At 69.9% G+C, this 23,661-nt stretch carries 15 protein-coding genes; 4 read left to right on the top strand and 11 right to left on the bottom strand.

Going from position 1 to position 23,661, the window contains the following annotated elements; genetic code table 11:
- The 8 genes from HAV39_RS04905 to HAV39_RS04870 form a co-directional block, all read right to left on the bottom strand.
- Complete coding sequence (locus HAV39_RS04905; protein ID WP_191837932.1) at positions 1–162, bottom strand: hypothetical protein; 162 nt, start codon at positions 160–162, stop codon at positions 1–3.
- A gap of 80 nt (positions 163–242) precedes the next feature.
- Positions 243–3,194, bottom strand: coding sequence for a helix-turn-helix transcriptional regulator (locus HAV39_RS04900; RefSeq protein WP_191837931.1), 2,952 nt, complete (start codon positions 3,192–3,194; stop codon positions 243–245).
- A gap of 184 nt (positions 3,195–3,378) precedes the next feature.
- Positions 3,379–3,975 carry a GTP-binding protein gene (locus tag HAV39_RS04895; RefSeq protein WP_191837930.1) on the bottom strand — a complete coding sequence of 199 codons (597 nt, stop codon included), beginning with the start codon at positions 3,973–3,975 and terminating at the stop codon, positions 3,379–3,381.
- Positions 3,953–4,393 (bottom strand): DUF742 domain-containing protein, encoded by a 441-nt coding sequence (locus HAV39_RS04890; protein ID WP_203736718.1) that lies wholly within the window; start codon positions 4,391–4,393, stop codon positions 3,953–3,955. Before HAV39_RS04890 ends, HAV39_RS04895 begins: the two co-directional genes overlap by 23 nt.
- Before the next feature lie 3 nt (positions 4,394–4,396).
- Positions 4,397–4,831, bottom strand: coding sequence for a roadblock/LC7 domain-containing protein (locus tag HAV39_RS04885; protein ID WP_191837929.1), 435 nt, complete (start codon positions 4,829–4,831; stop codon positions 4,397–4,399).
- Complete coding sequence (locus HAV39_RS04880) at positions 4,828–7,248, bottom strand: ATP-binding protein (protein WP_191837928.1); 2,421 nt, start codon at positions 7,246–7,248, stop codon at positions 4,828–4,830. Before HAV39_RS04880 ends, HAV39_RS04885 begins: the two co-directional genes overlap by 4 nt.
- A complete protein-coding gene (locus HAV39_RS04875) occupies positions 7,211–8,380 on the bottom strand; it encodes a hypothetical protein (protein WP_191837927.1) in 1,170 nt (389 codons plus the stop codon). Before HAV39_RS04875 ends, HAV39_RS04880 begins: the two co-directional genes overlap by 38 nt.
- Positions 8,377–9,687 (bottom strand): ammonium transporter, encoded by a 1,311-nt coding sequence (locus tag HAV39_RS04870; protein ID WP_203736719.1) that lies wholly within the window; start codon positions 9,685–9,687, stop codon positions 8,377–8,379. The genes HAV39_RS04875 and HAV39_RS04870 overlap by 4 nt, the downstream gene beginning before the upstream one ends.
- Before the next feature lie 1,029 nt (positions 9,688–10,716).
- Here HAV39_RS04870 and HAV39_RS04865 point away from each other — a divergent pair.
- A complete protein-coding gene (locus HAV39_RS04865; RefSeq protein WP_191837926.1) occupies positions 10,717–12,099 on the top strand; it encodes a hypothetical protein in 1,383 nt (460 codons plus the stop codon).
- 156 nt (positions 12,100–12,255) lie between these two features.
- Here the strand turns inward: HAV39_RS04865 and HAV39_RS04860 are convergent, their stop codons facing one another.
- Positions 12,256–16,092 carry a tetratricopeptide repeat protein gene (locus tag HAV39_RS04860; protein ID WP_244958744.1) on the bottom strand — a complete coding sequence of 1,279 codons (3,837 nt, stop codon included), beginning with the start codon at positions 16,090–16,092 and terminating at the stop codon, positions 12,256–12,258.
- A gap of 5 nt (positions 16,093–16,097) precedes the next feature.
- On the bottom strand, positions 16,098–16,442 hold the full coding sequence (locus tag HAV39_RS04855; protein WP_191837924.1) for a hypothetical protein: 345 nt from the start codon (positions 16,440–16,442) through the stop codon (positions 16,098–16,100).
- Positions 16,443–16,781: 339 nt separating this feature from the next.
- Here HAV39_RS04855 and HAV39_RS04850 point away from each other — a divergent pair, with 339 nt between their 5' ends.
- Both HAV39_RS04850 and HAV39_RS04845 read left to right on the top strand, forming a co-directional pair.
- The gene (locus tag HAV39_RS04850; RefSeq protein ID WP_191837923.1) at positions 16,782–18,821 is read left to right on the top strand and encodes a carboxypeptidase-like regulatory domain-containing protein; all 2,040 of its coding nucleotides are present in this window, start codon (positions 16,782–16,784) and stop codon (positions 18,819–18,821) included.
- Between the two features lie 393 nt (positions 18,822–19,214).
- Positions 19,215–19,661, top strand: coding sequence for a hypothetical protein (locus HAV39_RS04845; RefSeq protein ID WP_191837922.1), 447 nt, complete (start codon positions 19,215–19,217; stop codon positions 19,659–19,661).
- Between the two features lie 339 nt (positions 19,662–20,000).
- On the opposite strand, the gene HAV39_RS04840 is transcribed toward HAV39_RS04845, so the two are convergent.
- A complete protein-coding gene (locus HAV39_RS04840) occupies positions 20,001–20,747 on the bottom strand; it encodes a matrixin family metalloprotease (RefSeq protein ID WP_191837921.1) in 747 nt (248 codons plus the stop codon).
- A gap of 86 nt (positions 20,748–20,833) precedes the next feature.
- Between HAV39_RS04840 and HAV39_RS04835 the strand changes: the two genes are divergently transcribed.
- Positions 20,834–23,605: an AfsR/SARP family transcriptional regulator gene (locus tag HAV39_RS04835; protein ID WP_191837920.1), complete on the top strand. Its 2,772-nt coding sequence runs from the start codon at positions 20,834–20,836 to the stop codon at positions 23,603–23,605.
- Positions 23,606–23,661: the final 56 nt, after the last annotated feature.

The following is a 23,661-nucleotide window of genomic DNA, read 5'->3' as shown; positions in this document are numbered from 1 at the left end:
TTACAGGGGCTGGTAGGGGTCGTGGCTCTCGTGGCCGTCGGCCCCGTCGGCGTCGCGGGAGTCGCGGGCGTCCTGGGCACCGACGCGCGGCTCGCGCGACAGCTCGGGTGGTGGCTGGTGCTCGACGGCGGAGTCGTCACGCGCGACAGGTAGCTCAGGCATGCACTGCCCAATGTCTATGGATCATGGAGCCATGCTCGGGGGGCTGAGCGATCTTCGCTATCCAGCGGATACGTCAATTTTCACGACGCGTCGTCGGGGAAGTCCTCTTCAGCGAACACTCCGGCCTTCACTGCCTCGACCGCGAGCGCGGTCCGGGAGGTCACCTTCAACTTGCGCATCGCGGCCCGCAGCTGCTGATCCACCGTGGCCGGCGACTTGGCCAGGATCCGGCTGATCTCCCGGTTCGTCTTGCCGGCGACGATCAGTTGGACCACGTCGAGCTCGCGAGGTGAGAGCTGGTCGCCGTACCCCCGCCGGCCGCCGCGCCACAATCGCGGAACCTCGGCGCCGTGTTCGCGAAGCCGTTGTGCGACACGGTCCGCGTCGCCGCGGGCGCCGAACCTGAACAGCTGCTCGTACTGTGCGGCCAGCAGCTCTCGGCCCTGCTCGAGCCGGCCTGACGCGATGAGCGCCTCGGCTTGACGCTCGCGGGCGAGCATGGCGTCGTAGGGGCGCGGCAACGCGCTCCAGGCGCGCGCCGCCCGATCGAATGCCGTCGCCGCGCGGGCGTGGTCTCCGGCCGCGGCGAGCAGCAGGGCACGGCATACGGTGAGGGCGGCGCGAGGCGCGGGCGCCGTACAGCCACGCAGCCCTCTGGCGAACTGGTCGCCCAGGCGTGTCGCGGCCGTCAGGTCGCCCGCGGCGAGGTACGCCTCGATCCGGGCGGGGACGAGGTCCGTCGCCCAGACCCAGATGCCTTTTCTCCGGACGGTGTCCATCGGCTCGTTCGTGATCTGCAGCGCCCGGCCGCTGTTTCCGTCCGTCAGCCACAGTCTGGCCAGCGCGGCGGCAGCCTCCATCGTGTCGTCGGCCGCGCCGAGCCGGGCCGACTCCTCCAGGACCAGCCGGAACTGCTCCTCCGCGGCGCGCCGCCGTCCGGCCGCTGCTGCCAGCCGGGCCGCGAGGCGAATGCTGCCGAGGTAGTGCGCCGGGCGGTCCCGGTCGGCATCGGCGAGTTCCGCGCTCCGCTCCGCGAGACCCTCCCACCGGCCGGTGAGCCACGCCAGGTTGGCCTGTTCAAGCCGGACGTTGTGCTGCAACCGGGACGCGTGCTCCGCCTCGGCAAGGCGCATGGCCACGGCGAGGTGTTCCTCCGCGTCGGCGTACCGGCCCCAGATCAGCGCGCCGGTCCCGATGTTCGCGTGGATGCGGGCCACGTCGAGGCGCTCCGCCGAGGTCCCGCCGTCGACAGGCAGGCCGGCGACGACGTCCCACGCCCCCTCCTCGCCGAGCATGAGCAACGCCGCGGCTCGGTTGCCGGCCAGGTTCAGCCGGTCTGCGGGAGAGTCGCATTGGGCCGTGAGCTCGGCGGCGCGATCCAGCCAACGCCGATGGGTCGACGCCGGCCACGGCCCCGCATAGGCCCAGCCCAGATAGGTCATCGCCCGAGCCGCCTCGACCGGATCATGGTCGAGGTTGGCCACCGCCTGCTCGAGCTCGCTGAGTGCGGCCTGCGCTTCACCCCCGGTGATCAGGAGCCGGCCCAGGGGGTTGCGGATCTCGGCCTGCTGGCGGGCGGAGAGACCGGGGGTCTCCAGCACCGAGCGCAAGGTACGGATCACCCGGTGGTAGACCTCGTCGACCGGTTCGCGACGGCCCAGTGCGGCGACTCCCGCGAAACGCGCGACCCGTGCCCGATCCGCCGGCGGCAACACGGCCCACGACAACAGATCGACCAGCAAGCCGACCGCCTTGGTGTGGTCGCCCGAGGCCATGGCCAGCTCGGCACCCCGCTCGGCGTACCGCGCCCAGGACTGCGTCTCGCGCGCCTCACGGAAGTGGTGGGCAAGGCGCGCGACAGGTGCCGGATGGATGTCCTCCAAAGCCCGGCCGGCCAGCAGGTGGAAGTGTCTGCGGTCGGTCAGCGGGATCGCTTCGTAGACAGCCGTGGCGACCAGCACATGCCGGAAACGCCACTGGCCGCGGTCGTCTCCGTCCAGGACGCCGGCGCTGGCCGCCTCCGCGATGGCGCCTCGGCACTCAGCCGGTGACAGCCCGGCGGTCACCGCGATCGTGTCCACCGACGACCGCTCGGCCAACGTGGCCGCGGCTCGCAACACCTGCTGCGCCGGCGGCGACAGCCGGCCCACCCGCTCCCGGGTGGAGTCGCGCACCGTCGGCGGCACCCGCAGCTCGCGCAGTTTCAGCCGGACCCACTGCCCGTCACGGAAGACGAGGTCGGCACGGTCGCACAAGAGGCGAACCGACTCCTCCAACGCCAGCGGAACGCCACCGGTCCGCTCGTGCATGAACGTCGCGAACTCCGCCGACAGCGGGTTGCCGTCCAGCATCGAGGACACCAGCGCGGCCGTGCCGTCGGGCCGCATCGGCGCCAGGGCGATCCTCAGCTGGGTCACGCCGGCAGGCAACCGGGACGTCAGCCGCAGCAGCAGCGACCCGACGTCCACCTCCTCCGGCCGGTAGGAGATCACGAGGCTCGGCCCGTCCGATTGCTGCCGGGAGGTGACGTACAGCAGGAACTCCAAGGTCACCTCGTCGGCCCAGTGCGCGTCCTCCAGTACGAGAACGTCGACACACAGCGCCCGCAGCAGCTCGTCCAGGGCGCGGAACAGGCGGTGCCGTGCCGCCTTCGCATCGTCCAAGGGCGGCAGTGCGGGCGGCAGGTCCGCCGACCATTCAGGGAACAGGGGCCGTAACGCACCCGCAAGCTCGGTGAGCCGCAATCGCGACACCGGGCGGTCGATCCCCCGGAACGCGTCGACGATCGGCCCCAACGTCAGCGACTCGCGAAGCGGTGGGCACACCGAGACCAAGGCGGTGCGCTGGTCCGGCGCGGCCAACCACTCTCGCAGCAGTCGGCTCTTCCCGATCCCCGCCTCGCCCTCCACCAGCACGATCGCCGGTGGCCGGGCCAAGGCGCCCCGAAGCGCCGCCATCTCACGATCACGACCCACGAAACGCGGCGTGGAAACCGTCGGTGAAGTTCCGGCGTCGGGCAGGGGGTGGAGCATGGGTGATGATCTCGCTATTCGATGCTCGGGCACAAGACCATCGCGGCGAATCGCGTTGCGGATCGTCAGCGTCGTGCCCGAGGTCGGGGCCTTGCACTCGGGAGAACGCCGACCACGAGAACGACGAAGCCGTATGTGGATTTCCCCTCATACGGCTTCCTGAACTGCATACGGCTCAGCGGTGCTACTGCGGTGTCGCCGACGAGGCGACGGCGAAGCTGCGGCTCAGCAGCGCCACGAGCGTGTCCCGTACCGAGATGCGGTCCCGGGCATCGAAGGTGACCATGGGCGTGTCCTCGTTGAGGGCGAGCGCCCAGCGGACGTCCTCAAGGCTGTGGGTCAGTCGACCGTCGAAGAGATTGAGCGCGACCAGGAACGGCAGGCCCGCCCGTTCGAAGTAGTCGACCGCCGGGTAGCAGTCGTCCAGCCGCCGGGTATCCACGATGACCAGCGCACCGAGCGCGCCCTCGGTGAGGTCCTGCCACATGAAGCCGAAACGGTCCTGACCGGGGGTGCCGAACAGGTACAGCTTGACCTCGTCGTCGATCGCGACCGTGCCGAAGTCGAGCGCCACGGTCGTGGTCGTCTTGTCCGGCACCTGACCGGTGCGATCGATCTCGGCGGCCACCTCGGTGATCGGCGCTTCCGTCGTCAGCACAGGCGTGTCGGAGATCTGCGCGACGGCCGTGGTCTTGCCCACGCCGAAACCCCCGGCGATGACGATCTTCACGGGCAGCGGGGGGCGGCGGACCTGCTCGTCACGTGATGGCTTGAAGTCCACGGATGACCCTTTCGATGATCTGCACCCGGTGCCGGGTGTCTTCGGGATGGCGTACCGCCAGCAGTCCGCCCTCGACCAGATCGCCGACCAGGACCCGCGCGACTCCGAGGTGAATGCGCAGCTGTGCGGCGAGCTCGGCGACCGACTGGGGTTCGCGGCACAGGGCGACGATGGCGTGCGGCTCGTACGCCAGGCGGCTCAGGCTCGCGGCGCCCTCGGCGGTGGTGCACACCTGAGCCTCCAGCCGCAGACTGGCGTCGTTGGGCCGGGACCGGCCCTGGGTGATCAGGTATGGGCGTACCCCCGGGGCCGGTGCGGCATCCGCGACCGGGACGCGGCCGCTGCCTGGCTCGTCGGCGCCGACGTACGGCCGAGGGCCGGTGCCGTCGTGCACCGGCTCCCACCAGTTCGCGGTCACGCGTCATTCCCCGACGACGGACTTGAGCTCGTTGATCAGGCCGGGCGTGAGCACTCCGGAAGTGCGGTTGGCGAAGACCGCCATCTCGTACGCCAGATCGCCGAGATTCGCCTCCGAACGGGCGAGTACGCCCAGTGTGGAGCTGCCGCTGATCGAGCTGACCAGTAGATATCCCCGCTCCAAGTCGATGATCACCTTCCGGGACGCGCCGAGGTCGTAGATGCGTGACGCGCCGCCGGCGAGGCTGTTGACCGCGGAGACGATCGCGGCGAGACGGTCGGCGTCGCTGCGGCTCAGCGCGGCGGACATCGCCATGAGCAGTCCGTCGGCGGACACCGCGATGGCCGCCGAGACGCCGGCCGTCTCCGTGGCGAATCGGGTGAGCAGCCAGTTGAACTGCTGTGCTTCGTTGCTGATCTGGTGAGCGGGGGAGGTCATGGTGTGCTCCGGTGGTTGGGGTCGTCTGGGTCGGTGGCCCTGGCCTGCCCGGCCAGGAAGGCGGCGAGCGCGTCGCGCTCGGCGGCGGGATCGCGCGGCGGACTCGCCGGGCGCGCGACCGGGGCGGCGGGCACGGCTCGGCCGGCGGCGCGCAACTCGACGGGCAACTGTGCGCCGGGCACGCGGCGCACCAGGCCCTGTCTCGTCTCCGGCGACGGGTGCGGTTGTTCCCGGTGCACGTCGGCGCGTTGCGAGCCCTGCATGAAGGCGGCCAGACCCGCGCGCTCACGCTCGGGGTCGCGGGCGGCCTGCTCCGGCACGGACGACGGCGCCGGCGTCTCGTCTGCACCGCGCTGACGGCGGCGCAGTCCGCCGCGGGTCTCGGGCTGCACGTCGGGACCGGCGGCGACATGCCCGGCGCGAGTGGTGGCCACCACCTCCGCAGCAGGCTGCGACTCGGGTTCGGATGCGGTCGCGGGGGCGGGTGGTTCGAACCAGCCTCGTGCGCGGGCATGGTCCGCGCTGTTCGCCGGAAAGCGCGCAGGCGCGGGCGTGAGCACGGCCGCCGGGATGCGCGCCGGCGACGCCTGGCTCAGGTAGCGCGACGGCACCACGACCTCCGCGGTCAACCCGCGCGTCGGTGTCGTACGCAGCACCACCGACAGGCCGTGCCGACGGGCCAGCCGTCCGACCACGAACAGGCCCAGCATCGTGGTCGGCGCGACGTCGAGCCGCTCGGACTCGACGAGTCGCCGGTTCTCCTCGGCAAGCCGCTGCTCCGACATGCCGATGCCGTCGTCGGTGATGCTGATACGGCACGAGTCCGACCAGTCGACCGACACCGTCACCGGGGCGTCGTCGGGGCAGAACGAGGTGGCGTTGTCGAGCAGCTCGGCCAGCAGCAGGGTGAGGTCGGGCACCAGCGCGGCCGTGACGGTCAGCGGAGTCACCGCGGCCACCTTGACCTTCTGGTAACCCTCGATCTCCGCGGTCGCCGACCGGATCACGTCCGACAGCAGCGCCGCAGAGCCCATCCGGGCTTCGTCGCGGGTGCCCGAGATGACCAGCAGGCTGTCGGCGCTGCGACGCAGACGCGTGGCGATGTGGTCGAGCCGGTACAGGGCGGCCAGGCGGGTCTCGTCGCGCTCGTCCCGCTCCAGGGCGTCGATCTGGGACAGCTGGCGGGCGGCCAGACCGCGGGTGCGCCGGGCGATGTTGGCGAACATCACCGACACGTTCCGGCGCGAGTTGACCTGCTGCTGCATCAGCAGTGCCGCGGTGGCCTGGACCCGGTTGAAGGCCGAGGCCAGCTCGCCCAGCTCATCTCGGGAACGCACGTTGACCGCCGCCAGTTCGGGCGGCGCGCTGTCCACGGCGTCGGCGTCGGCGGCCCGCTTCAGCTCGCCCGCGGCGATGTCCGCCACCGCGGTCGCCGCAGCCGTCAGCCTGCCCAGCGGTCGTGACACGGACCGGCCGACCAGGGTGCCGAGCCAGATCAGGGCTGCCAGCAACGATACGGTGAACCCGCCGCCGACGGCCGCCGCGACGGCCGCGGCACGCGCCTCCTCGTCGGCCCGGTCCTGCAGGTCGTGAGCTACCCGGGCCTGGAAGACCTGCCGCAGGAGGATGCTGGTCCGGGCCGCGGACAACGCCTCCGCCAGCGAGATCCGCGCCGGTTCAGGTGCGGTCAGCCGCTGCGCGAGCGCGGCGTAGCTCAGCGACGACGGGCCTGATGCGATGACGTCCAGCAGCGCAACATGGCCGGGTTCGGCGCGGATGCGGAACGCCTCGACGTAGAACGTCTGCAGGGCCTGGGCGTCGCGGGCCTGCCGTTGCGCGCTCAGCGGCGTCGCCGGGGAGGCGACCATCGCCGCACCGAACCTGGCGGTCTGCTCGTTGCCGCGCAGCAGCGCGTCCAGCGCGTCCAGGAGCCGCTGCCCGGCGACACCGGTGTCGGTCCGCCCGCTGAGTCCCAGCTCGTCCATGAGCCCGTCGATGAGCCCGCGGTAGAACGCCTGCACGCGGTCGGCGTCCGCCCGGCCTTCGGCCACGTCGGTCCGCAGCGTACGCAGCAGCTCGAACTTGCTGCTCAGACGCTTGGCGACCGGTACGTCGACGAGGTCGTCGACAGCGGCGGCCGCTGCCACGAGCATGGCCGTGTCGACGTCCGGCGTGGTCAGGTGCGCCAGTTGGAGCAGGCGTTCCTGTTGCAGGCGCTGGACCAGCGTGCCGACCTCGGTCGCCTCCTGTGTCGCCGTGGCGACCGCAGCGGCCGCGCGGGCCTGGTCGACCCGCTCCACCACGAACGGCACGCCGGTGAGCAGCACCCCCGCCACGGGCAGAGCCACCAGCAGACCGATCCGCTGCGTGATCGCGAGGTCACCGAACATCGTCGACCCGGCCCCGATCGTGGGCACGCACGGCTCGGCCGACGTGCTGCAGCTCTTCGATCGCCAGCAGCTGCTGCGGGTCGAGCTGTGGCAGGTCACCGGCGACCCGGGCGATGTCGGGCAGGTCCCGTCCCAGCCTGCCGTCGTCGCGCTTGCCGCCCCGCCGGCCGGCCGCGGGCACCGCCCACCACAGCAGCGCCGCCCCGACGACGACACCGGCCGCCGTCGCGGCGTACGCCGATCGACGCTCGTCGGTGAAACCGTCGATCCGGGTGGCGAGCACCTTGTCCAGCGCCACCAGAACGGCATCGGCCAGCGGACGGAAGGCGGCGGTGACCTGGCCGACGGCGTTGCGCAGCTCGGGCGCGTCGAGATCGACCGCGGTCGGCCGCAGTGGCGCGGGCGGAGCGACCGCGTCGATCGCGGCCCGGAACGGGTCGACGGCGACCAGCAGGGCTTCGCTCACCTCGGGTCCGGCAGCGCTGTTGGTCACCTTGTCGAGGTTCGTGCCGACCACGTCGGCGGACGTGGCGACGACGTAGCGCGCGGTGCTGATCCGGATGGCCGCGAGTTGCCGGGCGGCATCCTCGGCCTGCCGCGCCTGCACGGCCTCGTCGGTGATCTGGGCACCGCCCAGCAGCACCGCGGGCATTTGGGTCAGCGCGATGTCGATGAGGTAGACGCTGCCCAGCTCGGCATCGACGGTCAGCTGAGAACTGTCGCCGACGAAGTCCATCATGCCCGTGGTCAGGGCGATGAGCTCGTCGTAGCGCTGGTATGCGGCACGCCCGGTGCCCGGCGCCGCGAGCAGCACGTCGGAGCGCTCACGCAGGTGTCGCCAGCGTTCGCCGGTGCCGAGATCCGCGCCCCAGCGGGTCTCGGCCGCCGCCGTCTCGTCGAAGGCGGCACGCACGCCGGCGAGTTCAGCCCCCGAGCCCAGCGTCGCGGAGCGCGCTTCGACGAGCGCGGCCAGCAGGTGGTTCAGGGGCCGCAGGTAGCCGACGCCGGCGCGTTCGGTGGTGGCGGACCGGGTGCCCTGGTCGGTCAGGTCCCACAGCTTCGACAGCACGAACCCGAAACTGCCGACGGTCGCCGCGAGCAGGCCGACCGCGAGCAGCAACGCGCCGCCACGCCGATTCCTGGTGTGTCGCGGGCTCATCTGGTGGTGCCTCCCATGGACGTGCGGGCGTGGTCGGAGTCGCCGCGTGGCAGGTCGGCGGCGGTGTGCCTGCCGACCGGCCGGTCGAAGACGTAAGCCGTCTCGCCGTGCTGGGACAGGTCGAGACCGATCGACTCGTCGCGGGCGGTGAGGCGGTTGCCGAAGAGCCGGTCTGTGAAGCGGCAGATGACGACGGTGGCCAGCAGCGACCAGCCGATCACCGCCAGCGTCGCCAGGCTCTGTGCGCCCAGCAGGGTGTATCCGCCGCCCAGGAACAGGCCGTCGGCGGCTTTCGGGTTGACCGCGTGACTGGCGAACAGGCCCACCGACACCGCGCCGACCACACCGCCGACCAGGTGCACGGCGGCCACGTCCAGGGAGTCGTCCAGCCGCAGCACGGTCTTCAGACCGACGGCCAGCTGGCAGGCCAGACCGCCGATAAGCCCGATGAGCAGGGCGCTGAGGGGCGATACGTACCCGGCGGCCGGGGTGATGGCGACCAGTCCGGACACCGCGCCGGAGGCGATGCCCAGGGTGGTCGGCTTACCGACCCGGACCCGCTCCAGACCGGCCCAGCCGAGCACTCCCATCGCCGCGGCGAGTTGGGTGTTGAGCACGGCTGTGGCCGCGACGCTGTCCGGGTGCAGCGCTGAGCCACCGTTGAACCCGAACCAGCCGAACCACAGCAGCGCGCCGCCGAGCAGCATGATCGGCAGGTTGTGCGGGCGGGTTTCGAGGCGGCGGCGGCCGAGCACCCAGGAGCAGGCCAGCGCCGCGGCGCCGGCGTTGGCGTGCACGACCGCGCCGCCGGCGTAGTCGAGAGCGCCCAGTTCAGCGGCCCAACCGTGCGGAGAGAAGAGCCAGTGCGCGACGGGCGCGTAGACGAGCACCGACCACAGCACCGTGAAAGCGGCGAAGGAGGAGAACCGCCAGCGCTCGGCCGTCGCACCGGTGATCAGTGCGGGCGTGACCACCGCGAACATCATCTGAAAGAACACGAAGGCCGGCAGCGGAACACCGGCCAGGTCGATGCCGGGCACGCGGGTTGCCGCATCGGCCCAGCCGGTGAGGCTGAGGTCGCCGAACAGCGGGTTGCCGGCGCTGAAGGCGATCGAGAACCCGGCCACGATCCAGGTCACCGAGCCGAGGGCGAGCACCGCCAGGCTCTGGGCGATGGTTCCCAGCACGTTTCCGGCGCGCACCATGCCGCCGTAGAAGAAGGCGACGCCGGGGACCATGAGCATGGTCAGGGCACCCGCCACCAGCAGCCAGCCCGTTGTGGCACCGTTCCACACGGTCTCGTTCACGGAAACCTGTACTCCCCTCGTGTCGCGCGCCGCAACCCGCGTTGCGCATCAATGCCCTGCCGGCCGCCCGTGCGGTGATCGGTCAGGGAGAAGCCCCGGCGGTCGAGCCATGGCGACCCCCGGCCAAGGGCGGCGCCGACGTTCGACCGGCCACTGTGGCCTGCCGCTCAGTGCTGCCGTACTGTCGATCAAGTTCCAGGGCCGCGCAGAGCGCGGCCAGGTGTCGCCTCCCGGTACCAACTGCCATATCGGGCAAAGCCGATTAATACCCCGTAATCCGGTGACGCGAACGGTATCGGCAGAGCACGGGAAAGTCCATGCCCGAAGGGCTGATGGACAGCCACCTGAACGATCTTGCAGGGTCCGCCCACAGCAGACTCCCCTGGCGGTGTCCCGCCAGATGACGACGGGTGACTCAGCTTCGTCGAACGCCTGCGTCACCGGCCGTTCGGGGTCGGTACATTTCGCGAGACGTACGATTCGTTGCGGCGACGCCGAGCGTCCACCTGTCGATCTGGAAATGTTCAGCAGCGTCACGACGCTCATCTGTCCACTGACGAGGGCCCCCGCCGGGCCGCCCGTCGGAGCGGCGTTGCCGGCCCCGGCGGGGGCCGTAAGGGCAGACGCCGCGATGCTGACGGCGAGTAGCACCGCGTTCTCCCGAGCATGCTGCTCCCCAGACAGGAATCGGCCGCGACGGTGCGCGGCGGTGGCCGAGATCATAAACTCGACGACCTTGGAATTTCACCGCTGCGACAGGCCCATTTGCGGCCGTGGGCGGGCCCATAGCCGCCGACCCGGCGCGCCGGCCATGGGCCCGTTCGCGGCCGCTGCCAGCCGCGACGGGGCCGGCACGGCAACCGCCCCCGCAGCGACCCTTTCCATGTGAAGCAATCTCTTGCCTCTCCGCAACGGCCGGGGGCTCCACCCACGGGTGGACGCGCGGTCGCCGTCGCTCATCCCAGGTGGATTCCCGGAGTAACGCATCAGGACGACGCGCTCCGGCCGTCGCGTCGCGACCATTGGCCCATGATGTTCGAATCTCCGTGGCGCAGAGCCGCGACAGTCGCGGCAGCCGTGCTGCTCGCCGCCGTGATGGCCCAGCCGGCGCACGCGGCTGACGAGCTGCGCACCTCCTCGGTGCGCCTGTGCGACCCCACCGGCTGCTACGTGGCCTGGCGCGTGGTCGACTCCGATCACGACGGCGTCGCCGACGCCGACGAGCTGATGGCGGGCACCGACCCGTACGACCCGAAGAGCCGCCCGGGGCTGGAGGTGGTCGTGGAGGTCGCGCTGTCGCGCAAGCTCCCGTCCTTCGAGGCCGGCCTCGGCGTGTTCCTCGCCGTGCCACAGGAGATCATCGAGGCCCGCAAGGCCGTCGGCATGGACGTGCTCGGCGCGTTCGACATGGGCTCGCGCCGCGACAAACTGCACCACTTCGGGCTGACCTTCGGGGAGCTCAGCGCTGGCGGCGTCGATCTGGACCCCACGCACGGCTTCTCGATCGGGCTGGCCGGCAAGGGCGGGATCGGTTCCTTCCCGGGCGCCAAGATCAATGGCGTCTCCGTCGGGCTGATCTCGGCCGGCTACGACAACCCGCAGTACCGGTTCGGCCAGGAGAACGGCGGGGTCAAGTCCGTCACGCCCATCAACGGGGGCACCGGCACGCGCATCGAGTTCAACAACGGCGCCACCCAGACCACCACGTCCGACGGCCCGGGTGCCTTCACCCGGACCACCACGAACCCCGACGGCAGCGAGGGTCCCACCACGGTCGGCGTGCACACCGAGTCCAGCGACGGCCGGGGTGGCACAGTGAGCCAGGAGAACCAGAACACCTCCGACCCCGGCGGCGACGTGACCGGCGCGAGCTACACCGAGACGCACCAGTTCGGCAGCGGCGCGGTCAGCAGCATCACGACGGTCGTCAACTACGTCCGGGACGACAACGGCAAGGTCACCGGCAGCGTGAAGACGACGATCGTCAGCTACACCTCCGCCGACGGCTCGTACGGATCGGAGGACGTCACCATCGAGGAGTGCGACAGCGAGAACAACTGCACCGTGGTCGCCTCGGGCTACGAGGACTCCGACACCGTCGACGATGAGGAGTACTACAACCCCGACGCCGACACCACCATCGTCACCGTCGAGGCGTACGACAAGGTGCTGCGCACGCGCGGCGCTGCGGTGAAGGTGATGAACGGGTGGGCCACCCCCGGGTTCGAGAACGACCCGGCCAACCCCCAGGACCCGGGAGTGGTGGCGCTGATCGACTCGGATCTGACGAGCACCTTCATGCTGGTGTCGCCGCCGCGGGTGACCGAGGCCCAGCCGGAGACCCGCGACGACCTGCCTCAGCCGGGCCAGGCCGCGTCGCGGGGCGGCGGCTGCGGCGGGTACTGCGGCTGACACCGGAGCCGGTCGGGCGGGCAGGTGCCACACGCCCGCCCGACCTCCAGGAGCCGAACACTGCACGACAGGAATCAGCGATGCGGGGCTCGAACCACCACGAGAACGCGAAAGGCCCAGCTCAGCAAACCAAAATCCGCCGCAGCTGTACCGCGCCTACCCAAGCTCGGCGAGTAGCTCGGCCCTGAGTTCCGGTGGCACGGCGTCGGCGACCAGACGCTCGAAAACCCCTGGCGAAAGCCGGGCTCGCTGCCTCCGAAGCTGCTCGATAGTCTCATCGGGCCAGCCATCGGTCTCGCTGCGCCATATGGATGCTGCGTGCATGAATGCGGCTGTCGATTCATCGCGTCGATCGAGTTCCGCGAGCAGAATGCCGAGCTGGTGCCACGTGCTGGCGGCGTTGTACCGGTTGCCGAAATCCAGCTTGATGTCAAGGGCCTGGCGGTAGTACTGCTCAGCCTGCGCCCACTGCCGCTGCTCCTGCGCGACCACACCGAGATTGTGGTAGGTGTTGGCAGCGTTGATCCGGTCGCCGAACTCCAGCTTGATGTCAAGGGCCTGGCGGTAGTACTGCTCAGCCTGCACCCACTGCCGCTGCTCCTGCGCGACCACACCGAGCTGGTGGTAGGTGCTCGCTGCGCTGAGCCGGTCGCCGAACTCCAGCTTGATGTCAAGGGCCTGGCGGTAGTACTGCTCAGCCTGCACCCACTGCCGCTGCTCCTGCGCGACCCTGCCGAGCTGGTGGTATGTGCCCGCGGCGCCATACCGGTCGCCGAACTCGAGGTATGTGTCGAGGGCCTGGCGGTAGTACTGCTCAGCCTGCACCCACTGCCGCTGCTCCTGCGCGACCACACCGAGATTGTGGTAGATGCGGGCGGCGCTGTACCGGTCGCCGAACTCCAGGAAGGTGTCGAGGGCCTGGTGGTAGTACTGCTCAGCCTGCACCCACTGCCGCTGCTCCTGCGCGACCACACCGAGCTGGTGGTAGGTGCTGGCGGCGTTGTACCGGTCGCCGAACTCCAGCTTGATGCCGAGGGCCTGGCGGTAATACTGCTCAGCCTGCACCCACTGCCGCTGCTTCTGCGTGACCACACCGAGCTGGTGGTAGGTGCTCGCTGCGCTGAGTCGGTTGTCGAACTCCAAGAGGATGTCGAGGGCCTGGTGGTAGTACTGCTCAGCCTGCACCCACTGCCGCTGCTCCTGCGCGACCCTGCCGAGCTGGTGGTAGGTGATGCCGAGTCTGTCGCGGAGGTCGAGGGCTTGTTTCATGGCCAGCTCGGTTTGGTAGTGGGCGTGTGCGTCATCCCACCGGCGTTGTTCGAGTGCTGTCGCCCCGGCGAGATTGTGCAGGGTTAGCAGTTCCCGCTGCTGGTCGGGCGTTTGCGGGTCGGGGTGGACAGCGATGGCATGGTCAAGCAGGCGCCGGCGGCCCTCGTGCTGCTGGGCCTGATCCAGAAACTCTTCGAGCGCGCCGATGATGCCGATGACGGGTTGACCGGTGTTCTGCGCGTGCCCTAGTGCGGTGGTGAGGTTGGCGTACTCGGCCGAGCCGAGCGCCCCGCCGAGCGCACGTCGGCCGGGTTCGCGGTCAGTGAGAAGATTCTGTACCGCACCCGCCAGCTCGCTGTAGAGCTGGTAGTGGGCTTGGGTGATGGTTGCCGCGAGGTCGGGCTGATCATGGAGCCGGTTGCGCAGGAAGAACGGCAAGCTCGGCACGATCTGCACCCAGTCGCTCAAGTGTGGGTGCGGTGCGGCCAAGCCGACCCGGATCAGTTCGGTGACCGCACCCGGCAGATCCGCGCCTTCGGCGACGTCCGGGACTGAACTGGCCAGGTGCTGACGGTATTCGTCGAGCAGGACCGTGGGAATGGTGGTGGTAAACGGGGCCAGCAACAGCATTGCCTGCTGCACGGCAGGGTCGAGCCGGCCATGGCTGTACTCGATCGCCCGCCGCAACACCTGCATCGGATCCGCGGTGTCCCTGCCCACGGCCAGATCTGCGAGGACCTGCACGGGCGAGGTTTGGCCGAGCTGGGGTAGGACCACCGTCATCAGCAGTGGGGACCCGTCCAGCACAGCGATCAGTGCGGTCAGGGCGGCACGCTGGTCCGGGTCGGCGTCACTGGTGAGGTATTGGACACCGCCGTGACGGGTCACGATCCGATGAAGCAGGTCGGACGCCGCCTGCGGATCCAGACCCGGCAGCGGATAGACGTTGTCGCTCAACCCGGCTGGTGCGAGCCAGTCGTCCTCTCGTTGACGCGACCCGATCAGCACCAGCGTCCGGCCCCGCCGCAGTCCCGCCAGCAACTTCGCCAGAGCCTTGCGCTCGTTGTCGGGAAGCGAGTGCGGGATCGCCGCCGGGCTGGCGGTGATCGACTCAGCGTTGTCGAGGACCAGCAGGCACCGCCGTGCCCGCAGCAGGCCGGTGAGCTGCCCTGTGCGGGCGGACGGAGACTGGGCCTCCCAGCGGGCGAACTCCTCACCGTGCAGGAGCTGGGTCGCGATGTGACGGGTGATCTGCTCCGCGGTCCAGGCACGCTGCTCGTAGGAGAAGAAGAACGTCTGCTCGATCAGGCCGGTGTGCTGCCACCACCACGCCACATGTCGCAACAGCGTCGACTTGCCCGACCCAGCCAGCCCTTGCACCAGCGCCAGATTGCTGTCGGCGTTGAGCAGCAGCCGCCGCTCCAACTCGTGAATGTCCAGATCCCGTCCCACGAACCCGTACTCCACGTGCGGCTCGGTGCTGGCATCGGCCTGCCGCTCGTAGAACGCCTCCTGCTCGGCGGCCGACATCGCAGCCAACTGGTAGGCGAGGTCGCGCTGACCGAACACCACCGGCAGGACCCAGTCCTCCAACTCCAGATCCATGTCGAAGTAACCCCGACGGGTCTTGTCGTCATGCAGATGCCGACGCATCACCAATCCCGCCACCACCGGATCGGCACCCGCGGCGAGCTGCTCGTAGAACACCGGCATCGCCCGCGCCGCCGCGCTCACCGTCACCGAATACGCCATCCCCACCGCGACCGCCGTGCCGGCCGACGCGAGTTCGAGCGCCAGGCTCGCCTCCCCGGCAGCGTCGGCCATCGCCGACTGACACGCGTTCAGCACCGCCACACCCACCCGATGCTCAGCCAACAACTTTGCGACCTGCGCGGCCGGCACCGGCTGCGGACGGCCAGTCGTCGCGGTCTCGAAGAACAGAAATCCCTGCGACCTGCCCTTGTCCCGCGCAGTGGCGGCGTGGGCGGGGTCGAACAGGTACCGGGTCCCACCCGCGCCCGCGCTGAAGTCCGCGGCCCTGCCGAAGCCGCCGTGCACATCGAAATGGATCACCTGATACCAGCCGGTGCCGTGCTTCGTGGACGTGGCCCGCAGCTGGTCCAGCAGCGCCTGCCACGTACCCGGCCGCACGATGTCCACCGCCACCGGAATCCCCGCGCGAGCCACCGCGTCCGACAACGGCCGTGAGATCGTCCGGTACCCCACATCGCGGGACCCGTTCGGACGTGCCGTCACCACCAGAATCCGCAGCACCGACCTGCCTGTTGGCAGGTCAAACGGCGCCGGCCGGCTCCCCACCCGACGCGTCACCGGCATCCGCAACGCCACCCGCCCGCTAGCCGGGTCAGGGTCCTCCAGCGTCTCCCAATGCAACCGGTGCACCGCCGGTGACCCCTCCACCACCAGCCGGCACCCGTCGAAACCCCGTTGCCGCAACTGCCTGAAAGCGTAACCGGCCTCACCTGCGAACACCTGCCCGAACAGATCCCGGCCATACGCCGAAACCAACCCGGCAGCCTCACCCGCCCGGACCCCGTCCAGGAACGGATACCGCAGATGCTCCTCGAAATACCACGTCAGCAAACGCTCCTGCTCCGCCGACGCAGGATCCCGCACATCGACCTCGATGCCCGTGCCATCGCCGAAGTCGACCCGCACCCGCAGCACACCGTCCGCGCCGCCCGGCAACTCGCGGATCGTCACCGTGGTCAAGATCGCTCCCGACGCCACCGCACCACAACCAGCCGATCGCCATTCGCCCGGGCCAGGTCCTGAACCTCTAGAGCCTCCACCTCACCAGGCGCACCCGACCCCGACTTGCGAGCCGCGGTCACGATCCGCTTGACCAGGTCATACAAGACCGACGTCGCCAGGTTCACCGCGACGGGCACCACCACCAACTCGACCAGACCAGGCAGGAACACCTCACCCGACGAAGGCTCCACCACAGCCGGGCCGATCTCAGACGCCCGCGGGTCAGCACCCCATCCCGCCGCGAACGCCGACGCAGGCACCCCCACCTCGGGATCCACCACCACCAGCAACCGGTCCACACCACACCCCGATCCAGCCGAGACCACCACAGAGGCTCCAAGCCTCATCGACAACCGTCACGAACGGCAATCCGCGCCACAGACAACAATCCAACCCGACACCCACCCCAGCCCGCCCAAAACGGCACCCGGCCACACCAGATCATCCAATCCGCATGAACGCCTATCCGTCGCGCCGGTTCCGCAGCCGTTGGTACAGCTGAACGTACGACCGGCAGCGAGCCCACGGGTACGCGAGATGCCGCCTGGCTGTGGACAATGAATGCCGCCGCAGTTGATCACCATGCGGTGCCGTCCTGCGAGAGCCGGGCCATGCCTCGCATACCCCTTGAGGACCTCATGACCACATCACGAGCAGGGCGCCTGGGCATCGTGGCCCTCGCGCTCACCATCGTCACCCTGGGTCTGGCCGGACCGGCGCAGGCGGCGGGCGAGCCCGGCAGCATCGCCGGCCGGCTCACCGACGCCGGGCAGCCCGTCGCCGGCGCCTCCGTCTACGCCTCCGCGGTCGACGGGGACGGCTCGGGCTACGGCAGCACCGACGCCGACGGCCACTACCAGCTCACCGACCTGCCGGCCGGCTCCTACCGCGTCGCCTTCGACGCGCCGGGCCACCCGAGCCAGTACGCGTACCGGCAGACCGAGTGGGAAAGCGCGGCGCAGATCGTGGTGCCGGCGGGCGGCGAGGTGACCGTCGACGACGAGTTGCTGCCCGCCGGCACGATCACCGGAACGTTCCGGGACCGCGCGGGCAACGGCATGTCCGTGCTGGTGCGGGCCGAGTCCTTCGGCGGCGGCAGTTCGACCACCTCCGACCTGGACGGCAGGTTCACCATGCGGGTGCTGCCAGGCGACTACCGCGTCATGTTCGAGGTCGGGTCCGGCGCCCACCAGTACGCCGTCGGCTCCGCCGGCTACGACACCTCGACCGTCTACTCGGTGGCCGTCGGCCAGACCGTGACCGTCGACGACACCCTGCTCGCCACCGGCACGGTCGCCGGCCGCTTCGTCGACCGCGAGGGCGTGGGCATTCCCGATCTGGACGTGTCGGTGGAAGGCCCGTCCGGCCCCTCCTACTCGACAACCACCGACGCGGCCGGCGAGTACCGCGTTGACAATGTGTTCGTGGGCAGTAGCTACCGTGTCGGGTTCTACGGCTACGAGCGCAACATCGTCCAGTACGCCTACGGCGAGGTCGACAGTTCGGACGCTGACCTGATCACCGTGACCGAGGGCGCGACCACGCGGGTCGACGACACGCTGCTGCCCACCGGGTCGGTGCACTTCACCGTGACCGATGCGATCACCGGCATGCCGGTCAGCGCCTTCGAGGCGAACGTCGGCAATACCCATGTCTCCGGTGTCGACGGCTCGGCGACGGCCGAGGGCGTCGCGATCGGCAGGCAGTGGTCCTACGTCTACGCCGACGGCTACATCGGCTCCGAGCAGTCCCGGGTGACCGTCACCGAGGGCGCGACCACCGAGGTCACGATCTCCCTCACGCGCACGGCGAAGATCACCACCACGGTCGTCGACGCCCGCACCGGCGCGCCGGTCGCCGGGTTCTGCGTGAAGGCGTCCGCGCCGACGGACTTCAGCTTCTGGGACGGCTGTACAGCGAGCGACGCCGACGGCAAGGTGACCTTCGACTACGTGCGGGCCGGTGACTACCAGCTCTTCGCCTACGGTTCCCCACGGGATGAGCCGCGCTCGAAGTACGGCGCGCAGTGGGTCACCGCCGACGGCGGCACCGGCAACCAGTCGCTGGCCGCGATCGTCACGGCGGTGCCGGGACAGACCGTCACCGCTCCGACCATCAAGCTGGACCGCCGGGGCACCATCACCGGCACCATCAAGGGCGCGGGCGGCGTGCCGGCCACGGACGCGGTCGTCACCTTCGGCAACTTCCACTACTACAGCGGCGAAGGGGTCATCTCGTTCCCTGCCGAGGCCGACGGCACCTACACCGTCGACTGGCTCGGCCCGTACCACTGGCCGCTGCACTTCTACGCGAACGACCACGCGCCGCAGTGGAGCGGGAACTCGGGCAACCGGGGCGGTGCCAGCAAGATCAAGGTGCGGGCGGGCCAGACGGTCACCTACGACATCGAGCTGGTGCGCGGGACCACGGTCACGGTCAGCGCGCCGGACAGCGGCTGGTACGTGGCGTACCACGCCGGGACTGGCGAGACCAGTGGGCGATGCCAGGCCGGCCCCACCAAGACCTGCGACATGCTCGTGCTGGGCCCGCAGAAGGTGCGTTTCAAGGTCTGGGGTGACACTCAAGGCGACCTCTGGTACGGCGGCACCGACTTCGCCACTGCCACCTCGGTGCGGATTCCGGAGACGGGCACCAAGACGGTGACCGTGACCCGCTGACGAGCTTCGCCGCACTCGAGTCGCATCCGTCCAGGCCGCCGGCGCCGAAGATCACGTGCGATACCACGGTCCTGATGCCGAAGGACGCCGACGCCGACCTCCGCACGGAGGTCGGCGTCGGCATACGTCGCGAGACTGGCGCCAACGGTAGAACGCTCCGTTCCGCCCTCTCGGTCCACTCAAGATTTCCTCAAGTCGACCAGCGATCGAGCGCCATCTCCATCGACGAATGGCAGGATCCCGGTACCGGGCACATGAGGCGCGACCCGCCTCGACCGGATTCCCCTGAGCGACGTCACTCCGGCCTCGGCCACCGAAGGCCTCCGCAGATCCCAGCTCCAATCTCCACCTCCGCCGAAGCCGCTGATGCGGCATACGAAGTTAGGAACATCCATGACCGCTGTCCGGTTGAAGAAATGGGCACGTGGCGCCCTCATGATCGCCGCCTCCTCCGCCGTTCTGGTGACGGTCGCACCGAGCCCTGCCCACGCCGCGGACGACCACGCCTGGGTCTGGGCCCAGAACGACGCGGGCACCTACAACGCCGGGGTCGCCGAGACCTGGAGCTACGGCGAGAACCTCGTGGTGGAGGACTTCCACGCGGACGGTTGGGGCGTACGCGCCCAGCTCCAGACGCTCGAGTATGCCCCCGAGGGATACCGGTACTGGGCTGCCGCCGGCGCTGTCTGCTTCGACGACACCTCCACCGGCAACTCCATTGGCGGTAGGACCACCTGCAATCGCGAGGTCGCCGAAGGCAAGACGTTCCGGATCCACATCTGGGCGTCGCAGAGCGGCTCCACCAAGTGGCACGGCTACAGCCCGTCGATCGTCGCCTAGCAGGCGAATTCGGCTCCGACATCGGCGCGTCCTCCAGAGCCAGTGGGGGTCACCTTCCCTGACTGCACGACGAATCCCGGCTTCCCTGGCGGAGCCCGGTCCCGAGCGGCCTGGGTGACCCCCCGGGACGACCCGGAAACTGCTTCTGGAGGCGGGCGCTTGCGTGGAAGTCCACCATTCCAGTGCCTACCCACAACGGAGATCTGAGCGAGTACCAGGGCAACTGCACCCGCACCATGGCGACCGGAGCCTTGGACCACGTCGAGGCCGCTCGGGCTCCCGCTGACAGGCCCGGTCGGCCGGTGACGTCATGCCACGTCACCGGCCGACCGGAGGGGCCTAGTAGTAACGCTCGATCAGGTTGTAGTCGTCGGCGTCCGGGTACTTGGTGCTGGTGCGGGACGAGTAGAGGCAGCTCTCGGTGCCGGTGTTGTGGTCGAGGCCGAGGACATGGCCCAGTTCGTGGCAGGCCGTGTTCCACTTCTGCGCCTCGGTGCCCCCGTAGTAGTCGTTGAGCTTCACCGAGGCACTGGCGTAGTAGGTGTTCGCGGCGTTGAAGGTGCGTGAGGTGCTTCCCGTCCAGCCGGTGGCGCCGTAGTTGGAACTGTAGACGTGGACGCAGTGCGCCGGCGCGCCGTCGCAGCCCGAACTGGCCGGGCGGTAGATGGAGTCGATGCCGGAGGTTTCGTTCCACTCCGTCACAGCGCGTCCGACGGGCCAACTCGCGCCGGAGTGGTCAACGAAGTCGATCACCGGGCGGACCGCGCCGTTGTACGACCACCGGACGAAACAGGTCGCCGAACTGGGCCAGGTGCGGGCCGAGCCGGACGAACAGGCCGCGACCGCGGCTACGACGTCACCACTGGCCTGCTCGCCCGAGAGCACCGCGACGCCGGAAGCGCCCCTGGCCCGCAGGTTGTTCGCGAGGTCGGCACCGGTGAAGCCGGGAGCGACCTGGTAGATCGTCTCGGTGAGCGTGCCGTCGGCGGCACGCTCGACAGTGACCACACGCTCGTTGGAAGGCGCCGGTGCCGCGTGCGCCGGGACCGCGGCGATCGCCGTCACGGTCGCGGCGGCTGCGGTCAACGCCAGGGAAATACGCCGTTTGCTGCCCGTTAGCACATGCACTCCCATTTCCTCGGGGTTGTCTGTTGCGTGGATATAGTGGTCGCTTGCGCTACACCAAAGCTGTACGAAACATGGAAGGCGGCCGTGTGCTGCTGATTCGTTCGCTCGGCCCACTGGAGATCGTCGAATGTGGACGGGCGCGCGCTGTCGGCACACCGCGAATTCGGCAGGTGCTGGCCATTCTGCTGGCCCGGCGGGGTGGGCTCGCCAGCGTCGATCAGCTGATCGACGAGCTGTGGCCGGATCGCCCGCCGTCGAATCCGCGGACGCTCGTTCATGGCTGTGTGTCGCGTCTGCGCCGCGAGCTCGGGGACGCTGCGCCGAGGCTGACGACCCGCAAGCCGGGATACGTGCTGCAGCTGGACAAAGACGAGTGGGACGTCACGCTCTTCGAACAGTCGGTCCGCGATGCCCGGGCGGCACGCGCACAGGGCGACATGCACGAGGCGACGAAGCTCTACGCTGAGGCGCAACGGCAGTGGCCGGGCGAGCCCTTCGCCGACGTTCCACCCGCGCCCACGGTTTCCGCTCTCGCCACCAGCCTGATCGAGCTGCGTCTCGCGGCGCTGGAGGAATGGTTCGAGGCACGGCTGTCGGCCGGATCCGATCCGGAGCTGACCGCCGACCTCAGCCACCACGCGATCCGGCATCCGCTGCGCGAGGGTCTGGTCGCGCAGCTGATGCGGGCCCTACACCGCGCGGGCCGCCAAGCTGAGGCGCTGTCCGCCTTCCAGGCCACACGCGAGCTGCTGCTGAGCGAGCTGGGAGTGGACCCGGGAGAACGCCTGCAGGCCGCTCACCAAGAGGTGCTGCGCCTGCCTGGTGCCCAGAAGGCGGTTTTCCGGGTGCCCGCGCAGCTGCCGATGACCGTGCCGGGCTTCGTCGGCCGACAGCGTGAACTGGCCGTGCTGGACCAGGCCGCCGGTGCTGCGGTGGTGACCGGGACAGCGGGGGTCGGCAAGTCCGCCCTCGCGATCCACTGGGCGAGACTCGCAGTGGACCAATTCCCTGATGGGCAGCTCTTCGTCAACCTACGCGGCTTCGATCCCCATCCGTCGACCGTGGACCCGGGTGACGTGCTGTCGGCCTTCCTCGAGGCGCTCGGCCATCCGCTTGACCGGGTGCCGCCGGGTATGCAGGCCCGCGCGGCGCTTTACCGCAGCGTGCTCGCGGGCCGCAAGGTGCTCGTGGTGCTCGACAACGCGCGTGACGCCGAGCAGGTGCGGCCGCTGCTTCCGGGAACTCCCGGCAGTTTCGCGCTGATCAGCAGCCGCGATCCACTCGCGGGGCTCGTCGCCGTGGAAGGGGCGACGGCGGTGCCGCTGGACGTGCTGGCCGAACCGGAAGCGCTGGATCTGCTCGCGGGAAGGCTGGGCACGCTCACCGATGCGGAGGCGGCCACGCGGATAGCCCGCCGCTGCGCCGGATTGCCGCTGGCACTGGCCGTGGTGGCGGCACGGCTTGCCATCGCGCCGGGGCTGACCATGGCCGCGCTGGCATCGACGCTGGAAGACGACGTCCTCGGAACCCTGAACGCGCATGATCCGAAAGCCGACGTGCGATCGGTGTTCTCGTGGTCGCTCCGAGCGGTCAGCGAGCAGGCCGTGCACCTGTTCCGGCTGCTGGGCCTGCACCCTGGCCCGGAAGTCGGGCCGGCCGCGGTCGCCAGCCTGGCCGGTCTGAGTGAAGCCGAGGTGCAGCCGTTGCTGCATGAGTTGGCCCGCGCGCAGCTCTTGACCGAACAGGAGCCGCGGCGGTTCAGCACGCACGACCTGCTGCGGGCCTACGCCAAGGAGCTCTCACCGCCGGCGGGCACCGCAGAGGCCCGCGTCGTGCTGCGACGGCTCCTCGATCACTACGTCCATACCGCGCACACCGCCGCGGGACTACTCGATCCCAACCGGGATCCTCTCCACTTGGTGCCGATGTCGCCCGGAGTGACCGTCGAGCGGCTGACCACGAGAGATGCGGCGATGGTGTGGTTCGAACGTGAGCGGGCCGCCCTCACCGCCCTCACCGAGGTCAGCGGCTTCGACGGGCACGTCTGGCGGGTCGCCTGGTGCATGAGCACGTTCCTGCGCCGCCGCGGTTACGGATGCGACTGGCTGGCCACCCAGTCCCGGGCGCTCCAGGCGGCGCGGCGATCCGCCAGTGCTGACGGGCAGGCAAACTCGGCCTTCCACCTCGCCATGGCGCACTTCCGGCACGGCGAGCCGGCAGAAGCAGCCGCGGCGCTCGAGGTGGCGGTCGCGCAGTTCACGCTGCTGGACGATCACAACGGGCTGGCAAGCACGTACCACCTGCGCTGTCTGCGAAGCGAGAGCGCAGGTGACTTCGAGGCCGCGTTGGCGTACGCGCAAAAGGGGTTGCATCACTATGAACTGGCCGGTCACCTCGCCGGGCAGGGCAGGGCGCTGGGCGCGATGGGCTGGTACGAGGCCAGACTCGGCCGGCTCGAATCCGGCCGCGAACACTGTGCGGCGGCGCTGAGGCTGGCGGAAACGTCGGGCGATCTCATGGGACAGGCCAACTGTCACGACAGCCTCGGGCTCATCAGCTACCTCGGCGGCGCCCTGGTCTCAGCGACGGAAAGCTACCTGCGATCAGTCGAGCTCTACCGCACCATCGGCGACCGATACAACCTGATCGAACCACTGACGGGCCTCGGCGACACCTGGCGCGCACTGGGGCGTGCCGACGATGCCGTGCGGACATGGCACGAAGCGTTCGAGATGGCGTGTGAACTCGACCACCCAGCCACGGCAGGCCTCACCGAACGGCTTGTCGGCGCCGGCGGTGCTCGGCCCTCGCCATGACTCACCGTACCGAGCAGCCCGCATCGCGGCATGTCGGCTCCTGGCGGCGGAGCCGG

It is taken from the genome of Catellatospora chokoriensis (assembly GCF_011297315.1).
Lineage (GTDB): Bacteria > Actinomycetota > Actinomycetes > Mycobacteriales > Micromonosporaceae > Catellatospora > Catellatospora citrea.
This window is presented reverse-complemented; position numbering and strand designations above follow the sequence as displayed.

Coding starts and splice junctions, on each gene's coding strand:
- HAV39_RS04905 (WP_191837932.1), bottom strand. CDS start 162: ATGCCTGAGCTACCTGTCGCGCGTGACGACTCCGCCGTCGAGCACCAG.
- HAV39_RS04875 (WP_191837927.1), bottom strand. CDS start 8,380: ATGAGCCCGCGACACACCAGGAATCGGCGTGGCGGCGCGTTGCTGCTC.
- HAV39_RS04865 (WP_191837926.1), top strand. CDS start 10,717: ATGATGTTCGAATCTCCGTGGCGCAGAGCCGCGACAGTCGCGGCAGCC.
- HAV39_RS04845 (WP_191837922.1), top strand. CDS start 19,215: ATGACCGCTGTCCGGTTGAAGAAATGGGCACGTGGCGCCCTCATGATC.
- HAV39_RS04850 (WP_191837923.1), top strand. CDS start 16,782: ATGACCACATCACGAGCAGGGCGCCTGGGCATCGTGGCCCTCGCGCTC.
- HAV39_RS04885 (WP_191837929.1), bottom strand. CDS start 4,831: ATGACCTCCCCCGCTCACCAGATCAGCAACGAAGCACAGCAGTTCAAC.
- HAV39_RS04900 (WP_191837931.1), bottom strand. CDS start 3,194: ATGCTCCACCCCCTGCCCGACGCCGGAACTTCACCGACGGTTTCCACG.